Below are 22,562 nucleotides of genomic sequence, written 5' to 3'. Positions count from 1 at the left end.
CAGGATGCAGGTCCGGAGCGGGCCCTTGTGAGGCCCGCCCGGCCGCAAAACTTGTCAGATGTCGAACAGCAGGCGCGCCGGGTCTTCCAGCGCTTCCTTCATGGCCACCAGACCCAGGACGGCCTCACGGCCGTCGATGATGCGGTGGTCGTACGACATCGCGAGGTAGTTGATCGGGCGGATCACGATCTGGCCGTTTTCCACCACCGGGCGGTCCTTGGTGGCGTGCACGCCCAGGATGGCCGACTGGGGCGGGTTGATGATGGGGGTGGACAGCATCGAGCCGAACACGCCGCCGTTGGAAATCGAGAAGGTGCCGCCCGTCATCTCTTCGATGCCCAGCTTGCCGTCGCGGGCCTTCACACCGAACTCGGCGATCTTCTTTTCGATCTCGGCAAAGGTCATCTGATCGACGTTGCGCAGCACCGGCACCACCAGGCCACGGGGCGAGCCCACAGCCACGCCGATGTCAAAGTAGCCGTGGTAGACGATGTCGTTGCCATCGACAGAGGCGTTGAGCACCGGGTACTTCTTGAGCGCATGGACGGCCGCCTTCACGAAGAAGCTCATGAAGCCCAGCTTGACGCCGTGCTCCTTCTCGAACTTCTCCTGGAACTTCTTGCGCATTTCCATCACGGGGGCCATGTTCACTTCGTTGAACGTGGTCAGGATGGCATTGGTGGCTTGCGACTGCAGCAGACGCTCGGCCACGCGGGCGCGCAGGCGGCTCATCGGCACCCGCTGCTCGGGACGCTCGCCCAGGTTCACGCGAGGCACGGGGGCCTGAACAGCCGGCAGGCTGCTGGTCGGCACGCCGGTGGGAATGGCAGCACCTGCAGCCGGGGCCGCGGCGGGCGCGGGCTTGGCGCCAGCGGCCACGGCCGACAGCACGTCACCCTTGGTGATGCGGCCGTCCTTGCCGGTGCCCGCAACCTGGCCTGCGCTCAGACCGTTGTCGGCCATCAGCTTGGCCGCGGCCGGCATGGCCACATCCGACTTGCTGCCACCAGCAGCCGCAGCAGGGGCGGCTGCTGGCGTGGCCGGTGCAGGCGCTTCAATCGCCTTCAGCGGCAGCGGGCTGACCGCCTCCTGGCCTTCGGTGTCGATGCGCGCGATGACTTCATCGGACACGCAAGAGTCACCGTCGTTCTTGATGATCTGTGCCATCACGCCTGCGGACGGCGCGGGCACCTCCAGCACGACCTTGTCGGTCTCGATCTCGATGAGGATCTCGTCCACCGCCACGGCTTCGCCGGGGCGCTTCTTCCATTGAAGCAGCGTGGCCTCGGCCACGGATTCAGAGAGTTGGGGAACCTTGACGTCGATGATTGCCATGATGTGTATCTCCTGACGCGCGCACCATCTCGGGCCTGCTCAGCCGGCGGCGCACATCGCGCCTGCTCGCCGGCTGCGGCCCGCCTGGACGGTGCCGCCTTGAGCCTTATTTGGTGAGAACGAAACCCTTGAGCTTGGCGAAGGCCTGATCCAGCAGCGCCTTCTGCTGGTCCTGGTGCAGGTGGGCATAACCCACTGCGGGCGAAGCCGATGCCGGGCGACCGGCATACCCCAGCTTCTGGCCTTCAGCCATGTTCTCGTGGATGTAGTGCTGCACGAAGAACCAGGCACCCTGGTTCTGCGGTTCGTCCTGGCACCACACCAGCTCGGTGGCGTTGGCGTACTTCTTCACCTCGGCCGCGAAGGCCTTGTGCGGGAAGGGATACAGCTGCTCGACACGGATGATGGCCACGTCGTCAGCCTTCTTCTCGGCGCGCTTCTTGACCAGGTCGTAATAGACCTTGCCCGAGCAGCAGATGATGCGCTTGACCTTGGCGGCCTGGATGGCCTCGTCGGTCTCGCTGATCACCGTGCGGAACTCGCCGCGGGTGAACTCGGACAGCGGCGAAGTGGCATCCTTGTGACGCAGCAGCGACTTCGGCGTCATGATGACCAAGGGCTTGCGGAACATCCGCACCATCTGGCGACGCAGCACATGGAAGATCTGGCTGGCCGTGGTGGGCTGCACGATCTGCATGTTGTTGTCGGCCGCCAGCTGCATGAAGCGCTCCAGGCGGGCCGAGCTGTGCTCGGGGCCCTGGCCTTCGTAGCCATGGGGCAGCATCAGGGTGAGGCCGTTGGCACGGCCCCACTTCACTTCACCGGACGCGATGAACTGGTCGATCACCACCTGGGCACCGTTGGCGAAGTCGCCGAACTGGGCTTCCCAGATCACCAGGCTGTTGGGGTCGGAGCCGGCGTAGCCGTACTCGAAGCCCAGCACCGCCTCTTCCGACAGGATGGAGTCGATGACGACGAACGGGGCCTGGTTCTCGGCGATGTGCTGCAGCGGCACATACGTGCCTTCGTCGTACTTCTCGCGGTTCTGATCGTGCAGCACGGCGTGGCGGTGCGTGAACGTGCCGCGGCCGCAGTCTTCGCCAGACAGGCGCACCGGATAACCCGAGGCCACCAGCGAGGCAAACGCCATGTGCTCGCCCATGCCCCAGTCGACATTGATCTCGCCACGGCCCATGGCCGCGCGGTCGTCGATCACCTTCTGCACCAGCGGATGCGGCTTGAAGTTGGCCGGGATGGTGGTGATGCGTTCGGCCAGGCGGCGGAACTCGGCCAGCGGCACGGCGGTGTCGGCCGCATCCGTCCACTTCTTGCCCAGGTAAGGCGTCCAGTCGACCGCGTACTTGCTCTTGAAGTTCGTCAGCACCGGATCGACCGTGTGGCGGCCCGCTTCCATGGCCTCGCGGTAGGCCTTGACCAGCGCATCGGGCGTGTCGGCCGAGATACTGCCGCCAGCGACCAGCCGATCGGCGTACACCTTGCGGGTGCCGGGGTGCTTGGCGATCTTCTTGTACATCAGGGGCTGGGTCATCGAGGGGGTGTCCTGCTCGTTGTGACCCAGCTTGCGGAAGCAGACGATGTCCACCACCACGTCCTTGTTGAACTCTTGGCGGTAGTCCAGCGCCAGTTGCGTGCACAGCACGACCGCTTCGGGATCGTCGCCGTTGACGTGCAGCACGGGGGCTTCGATCATCTTGACCACGTCCGTGCAATACAGCGTCGAGCGGCTGTCGCGCGGATCCGAGGTGGTGAAGCCGATCTGGTTGTTGATGACGATGTGCACCGTGCCGCCCGTGTAGTACCCACGGGTCTGGGCCAATGCCAGCGTTTCCATCACGACGCCCTGGCCGGCAAAGGCCGCGTCGCCGTGCACCTGCACGGGCAGAACCTGGTCGCCTTCGGTGTCGCCACGACGGTCCTGACGGGCCCGCACTGAGCCTTCGACCACCGGGTTGACGATCTCAAGGTGAGACGGGTTGAACGACAGCGACAGGTGAACCGGGCCGCCAGGCGTCGAGACGTCCGACGAGAAGCCCTGGTGGTACTTCACGTCGCCCGCGGGCAGGTGCTCGGGTGCCGTGTGTTCGAACTCGGAGAACAGGTCCTTGGGCTGCTTGCCCAGGGTGTTGACCAGCACGTTCAGGCGGCCGCGGTGGGCCATGCCGATCACGAACTCCTGGACGCCACGCTCGCCACCGCGCTGGATCAGTTCGTCCATCGCAGCGATGAAGCTCTCGCCGCCTTCCAGCGAGAAGCGCTTCTGACCGACGTACTTGGTGTGCAGGAAGCGCTCGAGGCCTTCGGCTGCCGTCAGGCGGTCGAGGATGTGCTTCTTCTTCTCGGCCGAGAAGGTGGGCTTGGAGCGGATGCTTTCCAGACGCTCTTGCCACCAGCGCTTTTCGGCCGGGTCGGTGATGTGCATGTACTCGGCGCCGATGCTGCCGCAGTACGTCTCACGCAAGGCCTGCACGATCTCGCGCAGGGTCATGTGCTCGGCCTTGGTGAAGTAGGTGTTCGTGGCCGAGAACGTGATGTCCATGTCCGACTCGTTCAGCCCATAAAAGGACGGCTCGAGTTCGGGAATCTTGGGGCGCTCCTGGCGCTTGAGGGGGTCGAGGTCAGCCCAGCGGGAGCCAAGGAAACGATAGGCAGCAATCAGCGTCTGGACCTGAACCTGTTTGCGCGCCACATCAAGATCAGCCGAGCTGGTCTTGACCATGAAGGCATTCGCCTTGGCGCGTTGGGCAAACGATTCCACGACCGGCGCGTGAGCCACATCGCGGTGGTCCGTGCCGTCAGAGGCTGGAACGTTTTGGAGGGCGTCGAAGTAGGCGCGCCAGTTGTCTGGCACCGAGCCGGGGTTGTCGAGGTAGGCCTCGTACAACTCTTCAACGTATGGGGCATTGCCCCCGAACAGGTACGAGTTCGACCTGAACTGCTGCATCATTTCGCTCACCTCACCCCCGGGTTTCCCGGGCTGTTGGCTGGTTGATCAACCTTCCGCGACACGGCTTGACCGGTTGGCGGATTGCGACGTGCCCTGCAATGAATCACGATTCGCTCGCAGGACGGCGGAAAGGGCCGTTTACATCTCGGAGGGCACTGTATCACTGATACCTCCCCCCGCGGTACACGTGGAGAAAAAAAGTCGCAACCGGGCATGGAGCATGGGGCCCAGATGCCTGGGGCGAGCGCAAAAAAAGCCGGGGCGAGCCCGGCTTCTTTTTCTTTGCGCGCCAGCGCTGGCAACAGCAATCAGCCGAAATTCTTCTCGGCAAACTCCCAGTTCACCAGGCTGTTGAGGAACGTTTCCACGAACTTGGGACGGGCGTTGCGGTAGTCGATGTAGTAGGCGTGCTCCCACACGTCGATGGTCAGCAGCGGGGTGTCGCCCGTGGTCAGCGGCGTACCGGCCGCGCCCATGTTGACGATGTCGACCGAGCCATCGGCCTTCTTGACCAGCCAGGTCCAGCCCGAGCCGAAGTTGCCCACGGCGGACTTGGTGAAGGCCTCCTTGAAGGCGTCGTAGCTACCGAATTTGGCATTGATGGCATCAGCCAGCTTGCCGCTCGGTGCGCCGCCGCCATTGGGCTTCATGCAGTTCCAGAAGAAGGTGTGGTTCCAGATCTGGGCTGCGTTGTTGTAGACGCCACCGCTGGACTTCTTGACGATCTCTTCCAGAGGCAGATTCTCGAACTCGGTGCCCGGGATCAGGTTGTTCAGGTTGGTGACGTAGGCCTGATGGTGCTTGCCGTAGTGGTATTCGAAGGTTTCCTTGCTCAGGTGGGGAGCCAGTGCATCTTGCGCGTACGGCAGAGGAGGAAGCGTGTGTGCCATCTTGGTTTCCTGAAGTGGTTGGGGATCGACTGCCGGATTGTAGGCACGGCGCCTTGCCCCTTGCAGGCATGGACCCACGCCGCGTGGGCCTGTGGCGGTGACAGCGGTCCCGTCGGCCGTTTCAGTCGCCACCAACCGGCTTCGCATGCACGTCGGTGACGTTCAGACGCAACACACCGTCTTGCAGTGTGGCGCGCACCGCATCGCCTGGCACCACGTCGCCTGCCGATTGCAGCGTGCGCCCGTCTTCCCGGGTCAGCCACACGTAGCCGCGCTCCAGCACACGCTGCGGCGAGAGACTGTGCAACTGCACCGCCAGGCCATCCAGCCTGAGTGCAGCGTGCTGAGCATGCCGCACCGCGGCCCGCGCCAGTCGCTCACGCAGGTGGCGCAAGTCCTGCCCGCGCATTGCACCCGTCTGGGTCGCAGCGCGCGCGAGACGGCCGGCCAGCCGATCCAGCAGCGCATGATGCGCAACCAGCCCGCGACCAGGGCGACTCAGGCGCGCCGCCAGGCGGTCCAGGTGCTGCGCCTGGCCATTCAGCCGGCGCTCAAGCCGGCCCCTCAGGCGCTCGGCCAGTGCATCGAGGGCCTGCAGGCACTCGATGCGGTCTCTGCTGATCACTTCAGCCGCGGCGGACGGCGTGGGCGCGCGCAAGTCAGCCGCAAAGTCGGCCAGCGTGACGTCGGTCTCGTGCCCCACACCACACACCACGGGCACCGGGCAGGCGACAACAGCGCGCACCACCCGCTCGTCGTTGAACGACCACAGGTCCTCGATGCTGCCGCCACCGCGACACAGCAAGACAGCGTCGGGCGCCATGCCGTCGCGGCAGGCCTGGCGCACGGCGTCGAACGCCGCCACGATCTGCGGCGGGGCGTCCGCACCCTGCACAGCGCAGGGAACCAGCCACACTTCGACATGCGGACAGCGCCGCGCCAGAACGTGCAGCACATCGCGCAGGGCCGCCGCCGCGCTGGAGGTGATCACCGCCACCCGGCGGGGATAGATCGGCAAGGGGCGCTTGCGTGCGGTATCGAACAAGCCTTCAGCTGCCAGGCGGGCCTTGAGCCGTAGAAACTGTTCGTACCACGCCCCCTCGCCTGCCGGGCGAAGCCGCTCCACCACGAGTTGCAGCTCGCCGCGGGCGCCGTAAACCGACAGCTGCCCCACTGCTTCGACCAGCAGCCCTTCGCGCGGCACCAACCCTCCCTGCTCGGCCTGAGCGAAGGCCCGGCGAAACATCGCGCACCGCAGCGCGGCCTGACCCTGGTCGTCCTTGAGCGTGAAGTATGCGTGGCCGCTGGCCGCGCGGGTGAAGCCACTGAGCTCAGCGCGCACCGTCACCGTGGCAAACCGTGCCTGCAGCGCGTCGGCCACCGCCTGAACCAGCGCGGCGACGCGCCAGACCCGTGTGGCCGAGGGGGAATCAAAGGTGGTCATGCTGGAGACTCCGGGCGCCCATCCACAGGCAACCCCATGGGACCATGCCCCCCGCAGAGGCTGTCATATGCGCGTCAAATTTCGTTAAGCTGTTGATTTTAAACGAAAAAATGCTGCTTAAAAAAGTGGCAAACCAAGCAAAAGCCCGATTTCACGGGCGACGGCGGGCAGCGTCCCAAGCTTGCCCACAAAGTTATCCACAAGATCAGTGGATACCTGTCAGTTCACATTCGGAGAATCGGTCAGCCCCTCCGCGACGCCGTGGCCCGGGCATGACGTCGGGTCAACCCTGGGCCGTTTCGCCCGCATAATCGGCCGCGTTCCGTGTCCTGTTCCCTGGGGGGCTTCCATTGCTGTCGATCTTACAAGCTGCCGGATGGCCGATCATTCCGCTGTTGATCTCCTCCGTCGTCGCGCTGGCCCTGATTGCCGAGCGCATGCTGAGCCTGCGGCAGGCCCGCGTGGCGCCGCCCACGCTGGTGGATGAGGTGATCGGCGTCACCAAAGGCAGCCTGCCTTCGGCCGACACCATCAACAAGCTGGCTGACAACTCCGTGTTGGGCCAGGTGCTGGCAGAGGGCTTGCGCGCCGTGGCCGCAGAGCCGCGCATCGCCGAGGCCAAGCTGCGGCTGGCTTTCGAATCGGCCGGCCGCGACGCCGTCCACCTGCTGGAGCGCTATCTGAACGCGCTGGGCACCATTGCCAGCGCCGCCCCGATGATGGGCCTGCTCGGTACGGTGGTGGGCATGATCGAGATTTTTGGCGCGACGGGGGGTGGATCAGGCGGAGGCACGAATCCCACGCAGCTGGCCCACGGCATCTCGGTGGCGCTGTACAACACGGCGTTCGGGTTGATCGTCGCCATTCCTGCGCTGATGTTCTACCGCCACTTCCGCGCCAAGGTCGAGGCCTACACGCTGGCGCTGGAACAGGCTGCCGAGCGGATGGTGCCGCACCTGCTGCGTCTGTCAGCACATCGCCGCTGAGCCCTGGAGCCGCCGCATGGCCATGAACTTTCGCCGTCGCCCAGCCGCAGAGGAGCCCGAGATCAACCTGATCCCGTTCATTGACGTGCTGCTGGTGATCCTGATCTTTCTGGTCCTAAACACCACCTACGCCAAGTACACCGAACTGCCCATCAACCTGCCAACGGCCAATGCCAAGCAGGCTCAGAACAGGCCGCTGGAGATCGTCGTGACGGTGCCGCAGGATGGGCGCTATGTGGTCAACCAGCAGTTGGTAGAAGGGCGCAGCGTTGAGCTGCTGGCCGCCGCGCTCAACCGTGCAGCGGGACAGGAGCGCAATGTTGTCGTGGTCATCAATGCGGACGCGGCAGCCAGCCACCAGAGTGTGGTCAATGTGATGGACGCGGCGCGGCGGGCGGGCCTGGCGCAGCTGACTTTCGCCACGCAGGGCCAGAGCGAGCGCGATTGAGTGCCGTGGCCGCCACCCTCCAGCGGGCCTGGCTGAGTCGCGGCCTGCTCGCGTGGGTCTTGTCCCCCGTGTCGGCGCTGATGTGGTCGCTCGTCGCGACTCGGCGTCTGGCTTACCGGCTGGGCTGGCTGCGCCGTCATGGGCTTCCGCGCACGGTGCTCGTGGTGGGTAACCGGATCGTGGGTGGCGCAGGCAAAACGCCCACGACGCTGGCCCTGCTGACCCACCTGCGCGCGACGGGCTGGTGCCCAGGCGTGCTCACCCGAGGCTATGGCGCGCGCCATGCCCCTGGCGACCATGCGCTCATCCTCGATGCCGAATCGGCGCCATCGCTGACCGCGGACCAGACTGGCGACGAACCCCTGCTGCTGTGGCGCCGCACGGGTGTGCCCCTGGCCATCGACCGTGATCGCGTGCGGGGCGGCCAGGCGTTGCTGGCAAGGCATCCCGAGATCGACATTCTGGTGTGCGACGACGGCCTGCAGCACTTGCGGCTGGCGCGCGACATCGAGGTTGTCGTGTTCGACGAACGTGGACAAGGCAACGGCTGGCTGCTGCCCGCCGGCCCGCTGCGCGAGCCCATTGAGACGCAGCCGCTGCCCGGTCTCAGCGCCGCCCCACTGGTGCTCTACAACGGTTGCCCGCCCAGCACCCCCTTGCCGGGCTTTCGGGGCGCCGCAACGCTCGGTGAACTGCAAGCATTGGCCAACTGGTGGCGGGGCGTGAGCACCGAAGACAGGCCATCACCGGCCGACAGCCTGGCCAGGCCCTATCTCGCCTTGGCGGGCGTCGCCCATCCGCAGCGCTTTTTTGACGGTCTGAGACAGCAAGGCTGGCACATCACCGAGTTGCCATTGCCCGACCACGCCGACATGGCCACGCTACCGTGGCCCGACCAGCCGTGCGATCTCATCGTCACGGAGAAGGACGCCGTCAAACTCGCTCCGGACCGGCTGGCCCGCGAACGCCCATTGACGCGGGTGTGGGTGGCCCCCTTAGACTTTCAACCCGAACCGGCTTTCTGGCAGGCGCTCGATGATGCGCTGGCGCGCGCTCGACGACGTCCTGCTGCATGATCTGCCGCTCTCTCTTCCTTGCTGGATGCCAATCATGGACACCCGACTGATTCAATTGCTGGTCTGCCCCGTCTGCAAAGGGCCGCTGCAGCGCACCACAGATGGCGCACACCTGCTGTGCATGGCCGACCGCCTGGCTTTCCCGATCCGTGACGGGATTCCGGTCATGCTCGAAGGCGAAGCCCTGCCGCTGGACGAGCACGACCAACCGATCACCGGCGCCACGACTGGTCAGGAGCTCTGAGGTGTCGACCTTCACCGTGCTGATTCCGGCCAGGTTGGCCTCCACCCGGCTGCCCGACAAGCCTCTGGCCGACCTGTGCGGCCTGCCCATGGTGGTGCGTGTGGCCCAGCGCGCCCGGCTCAGCGATGCTGATCAGGTCGTTGTCGCCACCGATCACCCTCGCATCGCAGCAGCATGCGAACAGCACCACGTCCCTGTGGTGATGACGCGTTCCGACCACCCCACCGGCAGCGACCGCCTGGCCGAGGCTTGCAGATTGCTGGGCCTCGATGGCGACGCACGCATCGTCAACGTGCAAGGCGACGAGCCCCTGATCGATCCGGCGCTCATCAATGCCTGTGCCCGGCTGCTGCTCGATCGCCCCGACTGCGTCATGAGCACTGCCGCGCACGAGGTGCACGATGCGGCCGAGTGGCGCAACCCGAACGTGGTCAAGGTTGTGACCGATGTGCAGGACCGTGCGTTGTACTTCTCGCGCGCGCCCATCCCCTGGTGGCGCGATGCGCCCGATGCCACACAGTTGCCGCAGGGCATGGCCGCCGTGCTGCGTCACATCGGCATCTATGGCTATCGCGCCGGCTTTCTGCGACGCTTTCCGGAGCTGCCGGTCAGCCCGCTTGAGCAGGTGGAATCGTTGGAGCAGCTTCGGGTGCTCTGGCATGGCGAGCGCATCGCGGTTCATCGCAGCGCCCACGCGCCTGGGCCGGGTGTCGACACCCCTGAAGACCTGGCCCGCGTACGTGCACTGATTGAGGGCATGAACGCCACACCCTGAGGCCAACCCGCCCCTTTTCGGGGGGGTAGCCATGCTATCCTCACAGGCTTGTCACGCAGCGGCTTCAAGGGGGCACAACTCCCGACTGCCTGCGACCTCAAGGAGTCACATGAAACTCATTCTGTTGGGCGCACCCGGCGCCGGCAAAGGCACCCAGGCGGCATTCCTGTGCCAGCATTTCGGCATCCCTCAGATCTCCACCGGTGACATGCTGCGTGCAGCGGTCAAGGCGGGTACGCCGCTTGGCCTGGCCGCCAAGAAAGTCATGGATGCGGGCCAGCTGGTCAGCGACGACATCATCATCGGCCTGGTCAAGGAACGCATCACGCAATCAGACTGTGCCAAGGGTTTCCTGTTCGACGGCTTCCCCCGCACCATTCCGCAGGCCGAGGCCATGAAGGCCGCCGGCGTGAAGATTGACTTCGTGCTTGAGATTGATGTGCCTGACGCTTCCATCATCGAGCGCATGAGCGGTCGGCGCGTCCACGTCGCCTCGGGCCGCACCTACCACGTGACTTTCAACCCGCCCAAGGTGGCCGGCAAGGACGACGTCACGGGCGAGGACCTCATCCAGCGCGACGACGATCAGGAAGAAACGGTGCGCAAGCGCCTGGATGTCTATCACCAGCAGACCCGCCCCCTGGTCGACTACTACTCGCAGTGGGCCGCCACAGGCGATACCGCCGCCCCGCAATGCCGCAAGATCAGCGGTGTGGGCTCCGTGGACGACATCACCCGCCGCGCACTTGAGGCCCTGTCTCAATAAGCGCGCAGGCTGACCCGACACCACGGCCCCGCCGCCTGGCGACGGGGCCGTTTTGTTTGGTGGCCTCCACACACGATCCCCGGCCGTGATTCCGCCGTCATTCATTCAGGACCTGCTGGCCCGCACCGACGTCGCCGATCTGGTGGGGCGGTATGTCACGCTCAAGAAGGCGGGGATCAACTACAAGGGTCTGTGCCCTTTCCACGGCGAGAAATCACCTTCCTTCATCGTCAGCCCGAGCCGGCAGACCTACCACTGCTTCGGCTGTGGCGCCCATGGCAACGCCATCGGCTTCCTGATGGAGTACAGCGGGCTGAGCTTTGTCGAGGCGGTCAAGGATCTCGCTCAGCAACAGGGCATGCAGGTCCCGGATGACCGTGTTGACCCGCAAGAGCGCGAACGTCAGCGCCAGCAGAAGGAAAAACAGCGCACCTTGACCGAGGTGATGGCCCAGGCCGCCCGTCACTGGAAAAAGCAGCTCAAAGCCACACCGCGCGCAGTGACCTACCTGAAGGGCCGCGGGCTGACAGGCGACATCGCTGCCCGCTTCGGACTGGGCTATGCGCCAGACAGCTGGCATGGTCTGGCCAGCGCTTTTGCGCAGTACGACGACCCGCTGCTTGTCGAAGCCGGCCTTGTGATCGTGCAGGATGCGCAACCAGGCGAGTCCGAGGGGCGGCGCTACGACCGCTTCCGGGACCGGATCATGTTCCCGATCCGCAACCCGCAAGGCGAAGTCATCGGCTTCGGCGGGCGGGTGCTCGACAAGGGCGAACCCAAGTACCTCAACTCCCCCGAGACGCCCGTCTTCGTCAAGGGTCGCGAACTCTATGGCCTCTTTGAAGGCCGCGCTGCTCTGCGCAACAAGGGCTACGCCATCGTCACCGAAGGCTACATGGATGTGGTGGCCCTGGCGCAGTGGGGGTTCGGCAACGCGGTGGCCACGCTGGGCACGGCATGCACGGCCGAACACGTCCAGAAGCTGTTCCGCTTTACCGAGCAGGTGGTGTTCTGCTTCGATGGCGACGCCGCCGGACGCCGCGCCGCCGGACGCGCGCTGGAGGCCGCCCTGCCCTTTGCCACCGACACCCGCCGCATCAGCTTCCTGTTTCTGCCGCCCGAACATGACCCGGACAGCTACATCCGGGCTCATGGGGCCGAGGCGTTCGAGGCTTGCGTGCAAAAGGCGGTGCCGCTGTCGCGTCAAGTGCTGGAGCACGCACGCGACGACTGTGACCTCGACACGGCCGAAGGGCGTGCGCGGTTGCTGGTGCAGGCCATCCCCCTGCTTGCACAGTTCCCCGAGGGCGCGCTGCAGGGGCTGATTGCCGACGAACTGGCCCAGATGGCCCGCACGCCCCCGGAGGAGGTGCGTCGCCGACTGACCGAGCATCTGGCCCGACGCGAGGGTGCGGCCGATCGCCCCCGGCGCGGCGACGCCCAGGGCGCGTCAGATGACGGCGTACCGGCATACGCCAGCAACCATGGCCCACCCGACGACGCCGAGTGGGCGCCGGACGCGCCCCCGGACTACAGTGGGGGGGCCTCACAAGCACGTCGCAGCGGCGCTTACGGTGATAGGCGCCCCTGGCGCGGCGGCAAGAACGGCTGGCGCGGTTCGCGCTGGGACGCCCGCGGCGCACCGCTGGCGCCGCGCCCGCTGCCTCGCGCCGCCAGCTCACTTGACCGCATCGTATGGGTGCTGGTGTCCCACAGCGAGTTCTGGGAGCAGTTGGCCGCACCCGTCCATGACTTGCTGTGCGATCAGCCCGCACCATACGGCTACTTTTTCCGCTGGCTGGACCGGCTCGTCCACGACCAGGGACCACTGGTGCGCGACGCCTTGCTGGCTGCCATGACCGAGGAGCAGGATGGGGACGAACTCCACGGTACCACCGTTGGCGACCTGGCGGCCCTCGCGGGCCGAATCAAAGGGCTTCTGGATATGCCCGACGACAAAGATACGGTCGACAGCCTAGTCGGCCTCATTCGTCCGCTCGAACTCGTCGCCCTGCAGGAGGAATTCGAATTGCTCACCCAGTCCGGCGAGCTGTCGGAGGCCGCCGAGGCGCGCAAGCTGGAACTCATCCGATTGTCGACGGCCATCAAGCTTGAAATCAGCCAGAGTCGACCCATTTCCCGCTGAAGCCCGCACAGAATCCACCCCGAAAATCGCCGCTGTTTTTTGACGGTCCTTACCGATTCAGCGATAATGGAGGGTTCGATCAGCCCTAAGAATCTCTTTCGAGGAAGCGCATGACCGCGAAGAAGACCGCGAAATCTGCTGCAAAGACTGCCGGCACGGAAACCGAGGTGACCGAGAAGAAGGCCGCCAAATCCCGCACGGCCAAGTCTGCCGACAAGTCAGCCGAGGTCGCAGCCCCAGGCGCGGAGGCCGCAGAAGCGGTGGCCGAGCCCAAAAAGCGCGGCCGCAAGCCGAAGGCAGCCAGTGCCGAGAGCACCCCTGCCAAGAAGGAAGCCCGCAAGGCCTCGTTTGAAGAAGACGACATGGGCGACATCGAAGCCGACCTCGAAGGCGACGTGGAAGCCGCTGAGCCCGAGGTCGAGGCCGACGAGTCGGCGGGCGAGGACAAGCCCAAGGCCAAGCCCTTGCGCATGAAGGTCTCGCGCGCCAAGGAGCGCGCGCTGATGCGCGAGTTCGGCATCGACGACACCACCCTGACCGAAGAGGAAGTCAACAAGCGCCGCCAGGAGCTCAAGACCCTCATCAAGATGGGTAAGACGCGCGGCTACCTGACACACCAGGAAATCAACGACCACTTGCCTGAAAAGCTGGTCGAAGCTGAAATCCTCGAGGCCATCATCTCCATGTTGAATGACATGGGCGTGGCGGTCTACGAACAGGCTCCCGACGCGGCCACCCTGCTGCTGACCAACCAGGTCACCAACACGGCCACCGAGGAAGAAGCCGAAGAAGAAGCCGAAGCGGCCCTCTCGACGGTGGACTCGGAGTTCGGCCGTACGACTGACCCCGTGCGCATGTACATGCGCGAAATGGGCACGGTCGAGCTGCTGACCCGTGAAGGCGAAATCGAGATTGCCAAGCGCATCGAAGGTGGCCTTCAGGCCATGATGCTGGCCATCTCGGCCTCGCCGACCACCATTGCAGAAATCCTCTCGCTGTCTGACAAGATCCGTGCAGGCGAGTTGCCCATCTCCGACGTGGTCGACGGCTTTGTGGCCGAAGACGAGGCCGACGATTACGTGGCCGAAGAAGACTTCGACGAATTCGACGAAGAAGACGACGACGATGGCAACGGCGGCTCCAAGGCGCTGACCAAGAAGCTTGAAGAGCTCAAGAGCGCGGCGCTGGAGAAGTTCGACAACCTGCGCGGGAACTTCGACAAGATGGCCAAGGCCTTCGAGAAGGATGGCTACCGCTCCAGTTCATACAACAAGGCCCAGGAGGCCATCAGCCAGGAGCTGATGACCATCCGCTTCACGGTCAAGACCATCGAACGCCTGTGCGACGTGCTGCGCTCGCAGGTTGATGACGTGCGCCGTTACGAGCGTGAACTGCGCAAGATCGTCGTCGACAAGTGCGGCATGCCGCAGGACCACTTCATCAAGGTATTTCCGCCGAACGTGCTGAACCTGGATTGGGCCGTCAAGGAATCCCAGGCCGGCAAGAACTACAGCCCCGTCATGGGCCGCCAGTTGCCCGCCATCCAGGAGCTGCAGCAAAAGCTGATCGACCTTCAGGCCAAGGCCGTCGTGCCCATCGAGGATCTCAAGCAGATCAACAAGCGCATGAACGAGGGCGAAAAGGCCTCGCGCGACGCCAAGAAGGAAATGATCGAGGCCAACCTGCGTCTGGTGATCTCGATTGCGAAGAAGTACACCAACCGCGGCCTGCAGTTCCTGGACCTGATCCAGGAAGGCAACATCGGCCTGATGAAGGCGGTGGACAAGTTCGAATACCGCCGCGGCTACAAGTTCTCGACGTATGCGACGTGGTGGATCCGTCAGGCCATCACGCGCTCGATCGCCGACCAGGCCCGCACCATCCGCATCCCGGTTCACATGATCGAGACGATCAACAAGATGAACCGCATCTCGCGTCAGCACCTGCAGGAGTTCGGCTTCGAGCCGGACGCCCCCACGCTGGCGGCCAAGATGGAGATGCCGGAGGACAAGGTCCGCAAGATCATGAAGATCGCCAAGGAGCCGATCTCGATGGAAACACCCATCGGGGACGACGACGACAGCCACCTGGGCGACTTCATCGAGGACACCAACAACACCGCGCCGATCGAGGCTGCGATGCAGGCTGGCCTGCGCGATGTGGTGAAGGACATCCTCGACTCACTGACCCCGCGCGAAGCCAAGGTGCTGCGCATGCGCTTCGGCATCGAGATGTCGACCGACCACACGCTGGAAGAAGTCGGCAAGCAATTCGACGTCACCCGCGAGCGCATCCGCCAGATCGAAGCCAAGGCCATCCGCAAGCTCAAGCACCCGTCTCGTTCAGACAAGCTACGGACCTATCTGGACAATCTGTGATGCGCCGCGTGGGCGTCCCGCTCCGCTCCCCCACACCAAACCCGGCCTCGCGCCGGGTTTTTTTCGGCATTTCCTCCCTCAAATACGTGCAATTCATCACGCTGTGAACCCCGAAAGGGGGCGATGATACGTACCCATGAGCGTCACCAAGGAACGGGCCATCCTGTTTGCCGACCTCCGCGGCAGCACCGCCCTTTACCTCAAGCTGGGCAACAGCGAGGCTGCGGCCGTGGTCACCCACAGCCTCGCCCGGCTGGGACAGCACATCGTGCAGGGGGGCGGCCACGTCATCAAGACCCTGGGCGATGGCCTGATGGCCGCCTTCGACGATCCCGATCAGGCGGTCGAGGCCGCGGTCGTGCTGCACGACTCGGTCGACAAGCTCACCCCGGCGCCGGATGTGTTGCCCGCGCGCTCGCACGTGCTGCGCCTCAAGGTGGCCATTGCGTGGGGCGAAACAGTGGAGGTCGACGGTGACTGCTTCGGTGATGCGGTCAATGTGGCGGCACGCCTGCTGGACCTCGCCGGCGAAGGTGAAACGCTGATCACCGGGCCGTTGCAGCGCCAACTCCCCTCTGACCAGCAGGAGCGCTTTCGCAGCATCGATCGCCTGCACCTCAGAGGCAGGCAAGAGCCCGTGGCGGTGCTGCGCATGGAGGCGCGCCGGTTTGGCGACACGCTGTCTACCCAGATGCTGGAGTCACCCGCCACCGACTTTCCGGAGGGGCTGCGGCTGTCATGGCTGGGCAGTGAGCGCATTTTCTCTACTGCCGACATGCCTGTGGTCCTGGGACGTAGCCCGCAGGCCTCGTTCTGCGTCAGCGACAGCCGTGTCTCCCGCTCACATGCGCGCATCGAGTCCCACAGTGGGCAGATCTATCTGACCGACTTGAGCTACAACGGAACGCACGTGCGCTTCGAGCACGACGATCAGATCCTGACCCTGCGGCGGGGCACGTGCACCTTGCATGGCAGCGGCGTCATCAGCCTGGGTGCGCCGCCCCACGATCCGACCAGCACTCAGATCCAGTTCGAAGTGCTGAGCTTCTCCGACACGCTGCCTCAGTATTGACCACCAGCGTCAGACGGCCTCGCAGCGGATACAGTGTAGATAAATGTATCTGACCCGCTGTCCGCATGACCGCTGCCGCTGACGCAGAACGCTTGGCCCTGCTCCGTGCGACGCACCTGCTGGATGGTGCGGACGCCCATCCAGCCTTCGACGCCCTCGTGCGAATGGCATCCGCGTTGACTGGCAGCGCCGTGGCGCTGATCAACCTCGCTGCAGGTGACACCATGTGGGCCGTGGCCCGCGTAGGCACCACGCTCCGCCAGTACGCTCTGGGAGACTCGCTCTGCGGCCGCGTCGTGGCAGCGCAGGAAGCTTTGTCTGTGGCGGATTTGCCACAAGATGCGCGTTTTGCCGACCTCTTGGCCCGCACCGGCCCCGCACCTTGGCGCAGCTACCTTGGCGTGCCGCTGATCGTGGAGGGGCAGGTCATGGGCAGCGTGTGCGTGATGGACCTTCCTGCCCGGCAATGGACCGAAGCAGACCACACCCACATGCGCGACGTGTCGGCCAGCGCCGCCGCTCTGGTCGAGGCGGAGCTGGGACGCCAACGCGCTCGGCGCAATGAAGCGCGTGTTCGCACCGCCAGCCTCGCTGGATCCGACTGGTTGTGGGAGACCGATGCCGACGGGCGGCTGCAATGGGTGTCCACGTCGCTGCTGCAGCACACGGGGCTGGATCCCACCAGCGAGGTCGGCGTGCGCGGCGCCGACCTGTATGTCCCTCACCCCGCCCACCTCGCCGCCTGGGATCGCTTTGTGGCCGCGCGGGCCCATCATGAGCCGTTCCACGACATGATCGGCGTCCGCGACACGCCGCGTGGGCGGCTCGTGGTCAGCGTCTCGGGTATCCCCGTGTTCGACAGCCACGGCACATTCAAGGGCTACCGCGGCGCGAGCCGCAACATCACGCGACAGGTGGAGGCGGAGGATGCCGCCCGCCAGCTGGATCTGCAGCAGCGCCGGGAGCTGGCGGCCAGCCAGGCCAGGTTAAGCGCAGTGCTTCATGCTCTTCCGGACATCTGGTTTCTGGTTGACGCCCAAGGCACCTGTCTGGACGGACACGGTGGACATCCGCTGATGCAGGCCCGCATCGAGCAGTTGATCGGCCATCCGCTGGGCGCCGACGTGCCTGCAGACATCGGCGCCATGCAACAGCGGGCGGTGGCGCGCGCCCTGCAAACCGGCTCCATGCAGCATCTGGAGTATGGGCTGGATGACCCCGACGGCGTGCGCCGTCACTATGAGGCAAGGGTGGTGCCGATGCCGGGTGCGCAGGCCCTGTTCATCGCGCGCGACCTGTCCGAGCGCCAGCAGGCGCTTGACAAACTGCGGGTCAGTGAAACGCTTTACCGAACAGTAGCAGGCGCCATCTCCGATGGCCTGCTGATCACAGAGGCTCAAGGACAGGTGGTGGCACTGAATCCCGCGGCCTGCCGCATCCTGGGCGTGGACGCCGCTGCGCTGCGCCAGGTCGACGACCGCAGCCTGGCGGGCCTCAGTCTCATGGGAGAAGACGGTCACACCCCTCTGCTCGGCGATGCCCACCCGGTGATGGCCGCCACCCTCACGGGCCAGTCGCAGCCCGACCGTTGCTGCGCGCTGGTACGGCCGGACGGCCGGCGGGTATGGGTGAACCTGTCATGCCATCCTCTGCGCACGGAAGCAGCTACCGCCCCGTTTGCCTTCATGACCCGGTTGCGCGACGTCACGCAGGAACGCGAGACACTGATGGCGCTGGCCCGCTCCGAAGAGCGCTGGAAGTTTGCACTGGAAGGCGCCGGCGACGGTGTGTGGGACTGGGACTTAGCAACAGGTCAGGTCTACTTCTCAAGCCGCTGGAAGCACCTTCTGGGTTACGAGGACGATGAAGTCGACAGCTCGGCAGAGGCTTTCTTTCTGCGCGTGCACGCAGAGGACCGCGAGCGGGTAGCCGCCAGCCTGATGGCCTACATCGGCGAGGGCTGCGGCGAACACCAGATCGAGTTCCGCATGCTGCACCGTGACGGCCGGGTGTTGCAGGTCCTGTCGCGAGGCAAGGTCATGCAGCGCAACGCCGAAGGCATGCCCACTCGGGTGGTGGGCACGCACTCGGACGTCACACTGGTACGGGAGGCTGAGCGCACACTGGTCGCCAAACAGATGGCCGAAGCGGCCAATGCCGCCAAAACGGCTTTTCTGTCGCGCATGAGCCACGAGATCCGGACGCCCCTGAACGCGATTCACGGCTTTGCGCAGCTTCTGCGGCTGCAGCCGGCTGTCCAGCACGGCGCATTCGCGGGTGTGAAGGATCACATCGACCAAATCCTTCACGCCAGCGAGCACCTCTGTGCGCTGATCAACGAGGTACTGGATCTGCAGCAGGTCGAGGCCGGGCAGATGCGCTTCAGCCTTGCGCCTGTGGCGCTGCAGCCGGAAGTGGCCCGCATGCTCACGCTGCTGACGCCCATGGCCACACGACACGGGGTGCAACTGCATGCGACGGTGCCTGAGGCGGCCGTCGTCCTGGCAGACCGTCAGCGTCTCAACCAGGTTCTGATGAACTTGCTGTCCAACGCGATCAAGTACAACCGCCCCGGCGGGCGGGTGGAAGTCAGTGTGCTGCAGGACGGCCCTGCCGCTCGCCTGAGCATTCGCGATACCGGCCAGGGCATGTCTTCGGAGCAACTGGCACGACTGTTCCAACCGTTCGAGCGCCTGGGGCGAGAAACCTCCGATGTCGAAGGCACCGGGCTTGGGCTTATCATCACCCGTTCGCTGGTCGAAGCCATGGGGGGCAGCTTGTCGATCGACAGCCGACCCGACCACGGCACCCTGGCATCGTTGACACTGCCGTGCGCGGTGGGCGATGCCGATCTGGCCGTCGTTGAAGTCGACATGCATCCAGGCACAAGCCTGGCCGTTTCCGTGGAGCCCATGCCCCCTGTTTCCCCCTCCGCCCCGGCACGCGCGTTGAATGTGCTGTATGTCGAGGACAACCGCATCAACGCGATGCTGTTCGAAGAGGCCCTGCGTCCTTTTGCCGAACTGAACCTCAGCATTGCCGAAGACGGCGACATGGCGGTGGAGATGGCACAACAGGCCTCGCCCGACGTGCTTGTGCTGGACGCCCACCTGCCGGGAATGTCTGGTTTTGACGTGTTGCGTGTACTGCGAACGCTGCCGGGGCTCGAGCACGTGCCTGCCTACATGTGTTCAGCCGACGCGATGCCAGAAGACATCGAGCGTGCGCTTTCGTGCGGCTTTCGCGGCTACTGGACCAAACCGATCGACATCGTGGCAGTGACCACAGAGCTGCGCAGGTTGGCGGCCGCCATGGACAATGGCGAGCCATGAGCGTTGCCAAAGAACCTGCCTACACCCACGGCACCCCGCCCAAGACCGCTGTCGTGCTGGTCAATCTGGGCACCCCGGAGGCCGCCGACGCCCCCGCCCTGCGTCGCTACCTGGGTCAGTTCCTGGCCGACCCGCGTGTGGTCGAGATTCCCAAACTGGTCTGGATGCCCATCCTGCACGGCATCATCCTGCGGGTGCGGCCGCGCAAATCGGCTGAGAAGTACGCGAGCATCTGGACACCGGAGGGCTCGCCGCTGCGAGTGTGGACGCAGCGCCAGGCAGCCCGCGTCGAAGGCACGCTGGGCGAGCGCGGCCACCGGCTGCTGATTCGACACGCCATGCGCTACGGGCAGCCAAGCGTGGGTTCGGTGCTGGACGAGCTCAAGGCCCAAGGCGCCACGCGCATCCTCGTCGTGCCGATGTATCCGCAGTACTCCGGCGCGACCACGGCCAGCGTGATGGACGAGGTGTTCCGTTGGGGCCTGCAAACACGCCTGCTGCCCGAACTGCGCCACATCAATCACTTCCACGATGACCCGGCCTACATCGAGGCGCTGGCCGCCACGGTGCGCGCTCACTGGCAGAAGGAAGGCCGCATTGGTGTGGGCCACAAGGGCAAGCTTGTGATGAGCTTTCATGGCATGCCGCACCGCACGCTGATGCTGGGCGACCCGTACCACTGTGAGTGCCACAAGACGGGCCGCCTGCTGGCAGAGCGCCTAGGCCTCAAGCCCGATGAGTACATGGTGACCTTCCAGAGCCGGTTCGGCAAGGCGCGCTGGCTCGAGCCCTACACCGAGCCCTCACTCAAGGCGCTGGCCGAGGCTGGAAACGAGCGGGTGGACGTGATCTGCCCCGCGTTTGTCTCGGACTGCATCGAGACGCTGGAAGAGATCGCGATGGAGGCCCGGGAGACGTTTCTGCACCACGGTGGCAAGGCGTTTCACTACATTCCCTGCCTCAACGACCAGCCGCAGTGGATCACGGCGCTGTGCGACCTGATCGAGCGCCACCTGCAAGGCTGGCCGACTCAGCCGGTGCAACAACCCACCGAGGCGGCGCTGAAGGCCCAGTGCGAGCGCGCTCGGGCCATGGGCGCGGCACGCTGATCAGGGCTGCTCGTCGGCCTCCGTCGCCTCGGCGGCATCTGCGCCGGGCAGCAGGGTCTGGGCCTGGCTATCGGGCAGCGCTTCGACCTGCTTGAGCGCGCGCCCCATGACCCGTGTACGCGTCTCGACCGACGAGATCGTGTTGCTGGCTTCATCCAGCTTCTTGCGCGTTTTGGCCAGCACGTCGCCAAATTTGGCGAACTCGGTCTTGACGGCCCCCAGTACCTGCCAGACCTCGGCCGAGCGCTTTTCCAGCGCCAGGGTTCGGAAGCCCATGTGCAGGCTGTTGAGCGTGGCCAGCAGCGTGGTCGGGCCGGCCAGCATGACGCGGCACTCACGCTGCATCGCTTCTACCAGCCCTGGCCGGCGCAGGGCCTCGGCATACAGCCCTTCGGTGGGCACGAACAGGATGGCGAAATCCGCCGTGTGTGGCGGCGCAAGGTACTTGTCACGGATGGTGCGAGCCTCTTGCCGCAAACGCGCCTCAATCGCCTTGGCGGCCTGCTCGACCGCCGGCACGTCGGCACGGTCCTGCGCCTCAAGCAGGCGTTCGTAATCCTCGCGCGGGAACTTGGCGTCGATCGGCAGCCACAGGGGCTGGTCGGGCTCCCCGCGGCCAGGCAGCCGGATGGCGAACTCGACCCGTGCGCCGCTGCCGGGTACGGTTTCGACGTTGACGGCGTACTGCTCGGGCGTGAACACCTGCTCGAGCAGACCGGCGAGCTGCACCTCCCCAAAGATGCCGCGCGTCTTGACGTTGCTCAGCACCCGGTTGAGCGAGCCCACATCGCTGGCCAGCCGCTGCATTTCGCCCAGACCGCGGTGGACCAGTTCGAGCCGCTCGGCCACCTGCTTGAAGCTTTCGCCGAGGCGTTGCTCCAGTGTGGCGTGCAGCTTTTCGTCCACCGTCTGGCGCATCTGCTCCAGCTTCTTTTCGTTGTCGGCCTGCAGTGCCTGCAGGCGCTGCTCGACGGTGTGGCGAACCTCGGCCAGGCGCCGGTCATTCGCCTCGGACAAAGCCCGCAACTGCTCCGTCGTGGTGTCGGACAGGCGCTTGAGGCTGGCCTCCTGCGCCTCGTTGAAGCGGGCGAGGCCCGATGCCTGAGCCTCGCGTAAGGCGGCCGACTGCAGGCCGAACTGGTGGCTGCTCTCGCGCATGCCGTCCGACAGCGCCTGCTGGAAGGTGGCCAACTGCACGCGGAAGCTGTCGAGCTGCTCGTTCTGTGTGCGGGTGGCATCGCCTTGCTGGCTGAGCAGCGTTTGCTGGAACAGGCCCAGCGTCTGAGCCAGCTCCTGGCGCGTGCCACTGGCGCTGCGCGAGAGCTCGTCGCGCAGCTGGCGCTCAAGCTGCGCCGTGGCTTGGCTGAGCTGGGTTTGGCTGGCCAGGGTCACGCGCTCGAGATCGGCAACGGTGACACCGGGCTGCCGACGAATCACCAGCCACAGAAGCAGAAGACAGCTGACGACGGCAAGCGCAAGAAGGATCCAGTTCATGCGCGGGATTGTCTCAGACGTGATGGAGTACCGGTCCGGCAGGCGTGATGCGGGTCACACCGGGTTCATCTTTTGGCTCGACGAGCCGACTACAGACCCATG

General features: G+C 65.3%; 16 protein-coding genes. 11 read left to right on the top strand and 5 right to left on the bottom strand.

The features are described from left to right. Positions 1–54: 54 nt before the first annotated feature. From odhB to xseA, 4 genes are all read right to left on the bottom strand, one after another. Entirely contained in the window at positions 55–1,335 is a 1,281-nt protein-coding gene (gene odhB / locus GTZ97_RS14740; RefSeq protein ID WP_161651407.1) for a 2-oxoglutarate dehydrogenase complex dihydrolipoyllysine-residue succinyltransferase, read from the bottom strand. Between the two features lie 106 nt (positions 1,336–1,441). Continuing rightward, entirely contained in the window at positions 1,442–4,300 is a 2,859-nt protein-coding gene (locus tag GTZ97_RS14735; RefSeq protein ID WP_161651405.1) for a 2-oxoglutarate dehydrogenase E1 component, read from the bottom strand. 308 nt (positions 4,301–4,608) lie between these two features. Then, entirely contained in the window at positions 4,609–5,190 is a 582-nt protein-coding gene (gene sodB / locus GTZ97_RS14730; protein ID WP_161651403.1) for a superoxide dismutase [Fe], read from the bottom strand. Positions 5,191–5,311: 121 nt separating this feature from the next. Continuing rightward, positions 5,312–6,634 (bottom strand): exodeoxyribonuclease VII large subunit, encoded by a 1,323-nt coding sequence (gene xseA / locus GTZ97_RS14725; protein WP_161651402.1) that lies wholly within the window; start codon positions 6,632–6,634, stop codon positions 5,312–5,314. A gap of 350 nt (positions 6,635–6,984) precedes the next feature. On the opposite strand from xseA, the gene GTZ97_RS14720 reads away from it, so the two are divergent. From GTZ97_RS14720 to hemH, 11 genes are all read left to right on the top strand, one after another. Further along, complete coding sequence (locus GTZ97_RS14720) at positions 6,985–7,620, top strand: MotA/TolQ/ExbB proton channel family protein (protein WP_161651401.1); 636 nt, start codon at positions 6,985–6,987, stop codon at positions 7,618–7,620. 22 nt (positions 7,621–7,642) lie between these two features. Beyond that, positions 7,643–8,068: an ExbD/TolR family protein gene (locus tag GTZ97_RS14715; RefSeq protein WP_161651497.1), complete on the top strand. Its 426-nt coding sequence runs from the start codon at positions 7,643–7,645 to the stop codon at positions 8,066–8,068. Positions 8,069–8,073: 5 nt separating this feature from the next. After that, positions 8,074–9,144 (top strand): tetraacyldisaccharide 4'-kinase, encoded by a 1,071-nt coding sequence (gene lpxK, locus GTZ97_RS14710; RefSeq protein ID WP_330863621.1) that lies wholly within the window; start codon positions 8,074–8,076, stop codon positions 9,142–9,144. Between the two features lie 34 nt (positions 9,145–9,178). Continuing rightward, a complete protein-coding gene (locus GTZ97_RS14705) occupies positions 9,179–9,388 on the top strand; it encodes a Trm112 family protein (protein WP_161651495.1) in 210 nt (69 codons plus the stop codon). Position 9,389: 1 nt separating this feature from the next. Then, the gene (gene kdsB / locus GTZ97_RS14700; RefSeq protein ID WP_201748307.1) at positions 9,390–10,163 is read left to right on the top strand and encodes a 3-deoxy-manno-octulosonate cytidylyltransferase; all 774 of its coding nucleotides are present in this window, start codon (positions 9,390–9,392) and stop codon (positions 10,161–10,163) included. Between the two features lie 109 nt (positions 10,164–10,272). Continuing rightward, positions 10,273–10,929, top strand: a complete 657-nt coding sequence (adk, locus tag GTZ97_RS14695) for an adenylate kinase (RefSeq protein WP_161651398.1) — start codon at positions 10,273–10,275, stop codon at positions 10,927–10,929. A gap of 85 nt (positions 10,930–11,014) precedes the next feature. Next, on the top strand, positions 11,015–13,075 hold the full coding sequence (dnaG, locus tag GTZ97_RS14690; RefSeq protein ID WP_161651397.1) for a DNA primase: 2,061 nt from the start codon (positions 11,015–11,017) through the stop codon (positions 13,073–13,075). A 110-nt stretch (positions 13,076–13,185) separates the two neighbouring features. Then, a complete protein-coding gene (gene rpoD, locus GTZ97_RS14685) occupies positions 13,186–15,453 on the top strand; it encodes an RNA polymerase sigma factor RpoD (RefSeq protein ID WP_161651396.1) in 2,268 nt (755 codons plus the stop codon). A 136-nt stretch (positions 15,454–15,589) separates the two neighbouring features. Continuing rightward, complete coding sequence (locus GTZ97_RS14680) at positions 15,590–16,525, top strand: adenylate/guanylate cyclase domain-containing protein (protein ID WP_161651395.1); 936 nt, start codon at positions 15,590–15,592, stop codon at positions 16,523–16,525. Positions 16,526–16,590: 65 nt separating this feature from the next. After that, positions 16,591–19,857 carry a hybrid sensor histidine kinase/response regulator gene (locus GTZ97_RS14675; RefSeq protein WP_161651394.1) on the top strand — a complete coding sequence of 1,089 codons (3,267 nt, stop codon included), beginning with the start codon at positions 16,591–16,593 and terminating at the stop codon, positions 19,855–19,857. Then, entirely contained in the window at positions 19,854–20,966 is a 1,113-nt protein-coding gene (gene hemH / locus GTZ97_RS14670) for a ferrochelatase (protein WP_161651393.1), read from the top strand. Before GTZ97_RS14675 ends, hemH begins: the two co-directional genes overlap by 4 nt. On the opposite strand, the gene GTZ97_RS14665 is transcribed toward hemH, so the two are convergent. Beyond that, a complete protein-coding gene (locus GTZ97_RS14665; protein ID WP_161651392.1) occupies positions 20,967–22,460 on the bottom strand; it encodes a DNA recombination protein RmuC in 1,494 nt (497 codons plus the stop codon). It abuts the gene before it with no gap. Positions 22,461–22,562: the final 102 nt, after the last annotated feature.

The sequence above is a fragment of the Aquabacterium fontiphilum genome, assembly GCF_009909205.1.
Classification (GTDB): domain Bacteria; phylum Pseudomonadota; class Gammaproteobacteria; order Burkholderiales; family Burkholderiaceae_C; genus Aquabacterium; species Aquabacterium fontiphilum.
This window is presented reverse-complemented; position numbering and strand designations above follow the sequence as displayed.

Coding starts and splice junctions, on each gene's coding strand:
- GTZ97_RS14665 (WP_161651392.1), bottom strand. CDS start 22,460: ATGAACTGGATCCTTCTTGCGCTTGCCGTCGTCAGCTGTCTTCTGCTT.
- GTZ97_RS14705 (WP_161651495.1), top strand. CDS start 9,179: ATGGACACCCGACTGATTCAATTGCTGGTCTGCCCCGTCTGCAAAGGG.
- adk (WP_161651398.1), top strand. CDS start 10,273: ATGAAACTCATTCTGTTGGGCGCACCCGGCGCCGGCAAAGGCACCCAG.
- hemH (WP_161651393.1), top strand. CDS start 19,854: ATGAGCGTTGCCAAAGAACCTGCCTACACCCACGGCACCCCGCCCAAG.
- odhB (WP_161651407.1), bottom strand. CDS start 1,335: ATGGCAATCATCGACGTCAAGGTTCCCCAACTCTCTGAATCCGTGGCC.
- GTZ97_RS14680 (WP_161651395.1), top strand. CDS start 15,590: ATGAGCGTCACCAAGGAACGGGCCATCCTGTTTGCCGACCTCCGCGGC.
- GTZ97_RS14675 (WP_161651394.1), top strand. CDS start 16,591: ATGACCGCTGCCGCTGACGCAGAACGCTTGGCCCTGCTCCGTGCGACG.
- xseA (WP_161651402.1), bottom strand. CDS start 6,634: ATGACCACCTTTGATTCCCCCTCGGCCACACGGGTCTGGCGCGTCGCC.
- sodB (WP_161651403.1), bottom strand. CDS start 5,190: ATGGCACACACGCTTCCTCCTCTGCCGTACGCGCAAGATGCACTGGCT.
- GTZ97_RS14735 (WP_161651405.1), bottom strand. CDS start 4,300: ATGATGCAGCAGTTCAGGTCGAACTCGTACCTGTTCGGGGGCAATGCC.
- GTZ97_RS14715 (WP_161651497.1), top strand. CDS start 7,643: ATGAACTTTCGCCGTCGCCCAGCCGCAGAGGAGCCCGAGATCAACCTG.
- rpoD (WP_161651396.1), top strand. CDS start 13,186: ATGACCGCGAAGAAGACCGCGAAATCTGCTGCAAAGACTGCCGGCACG.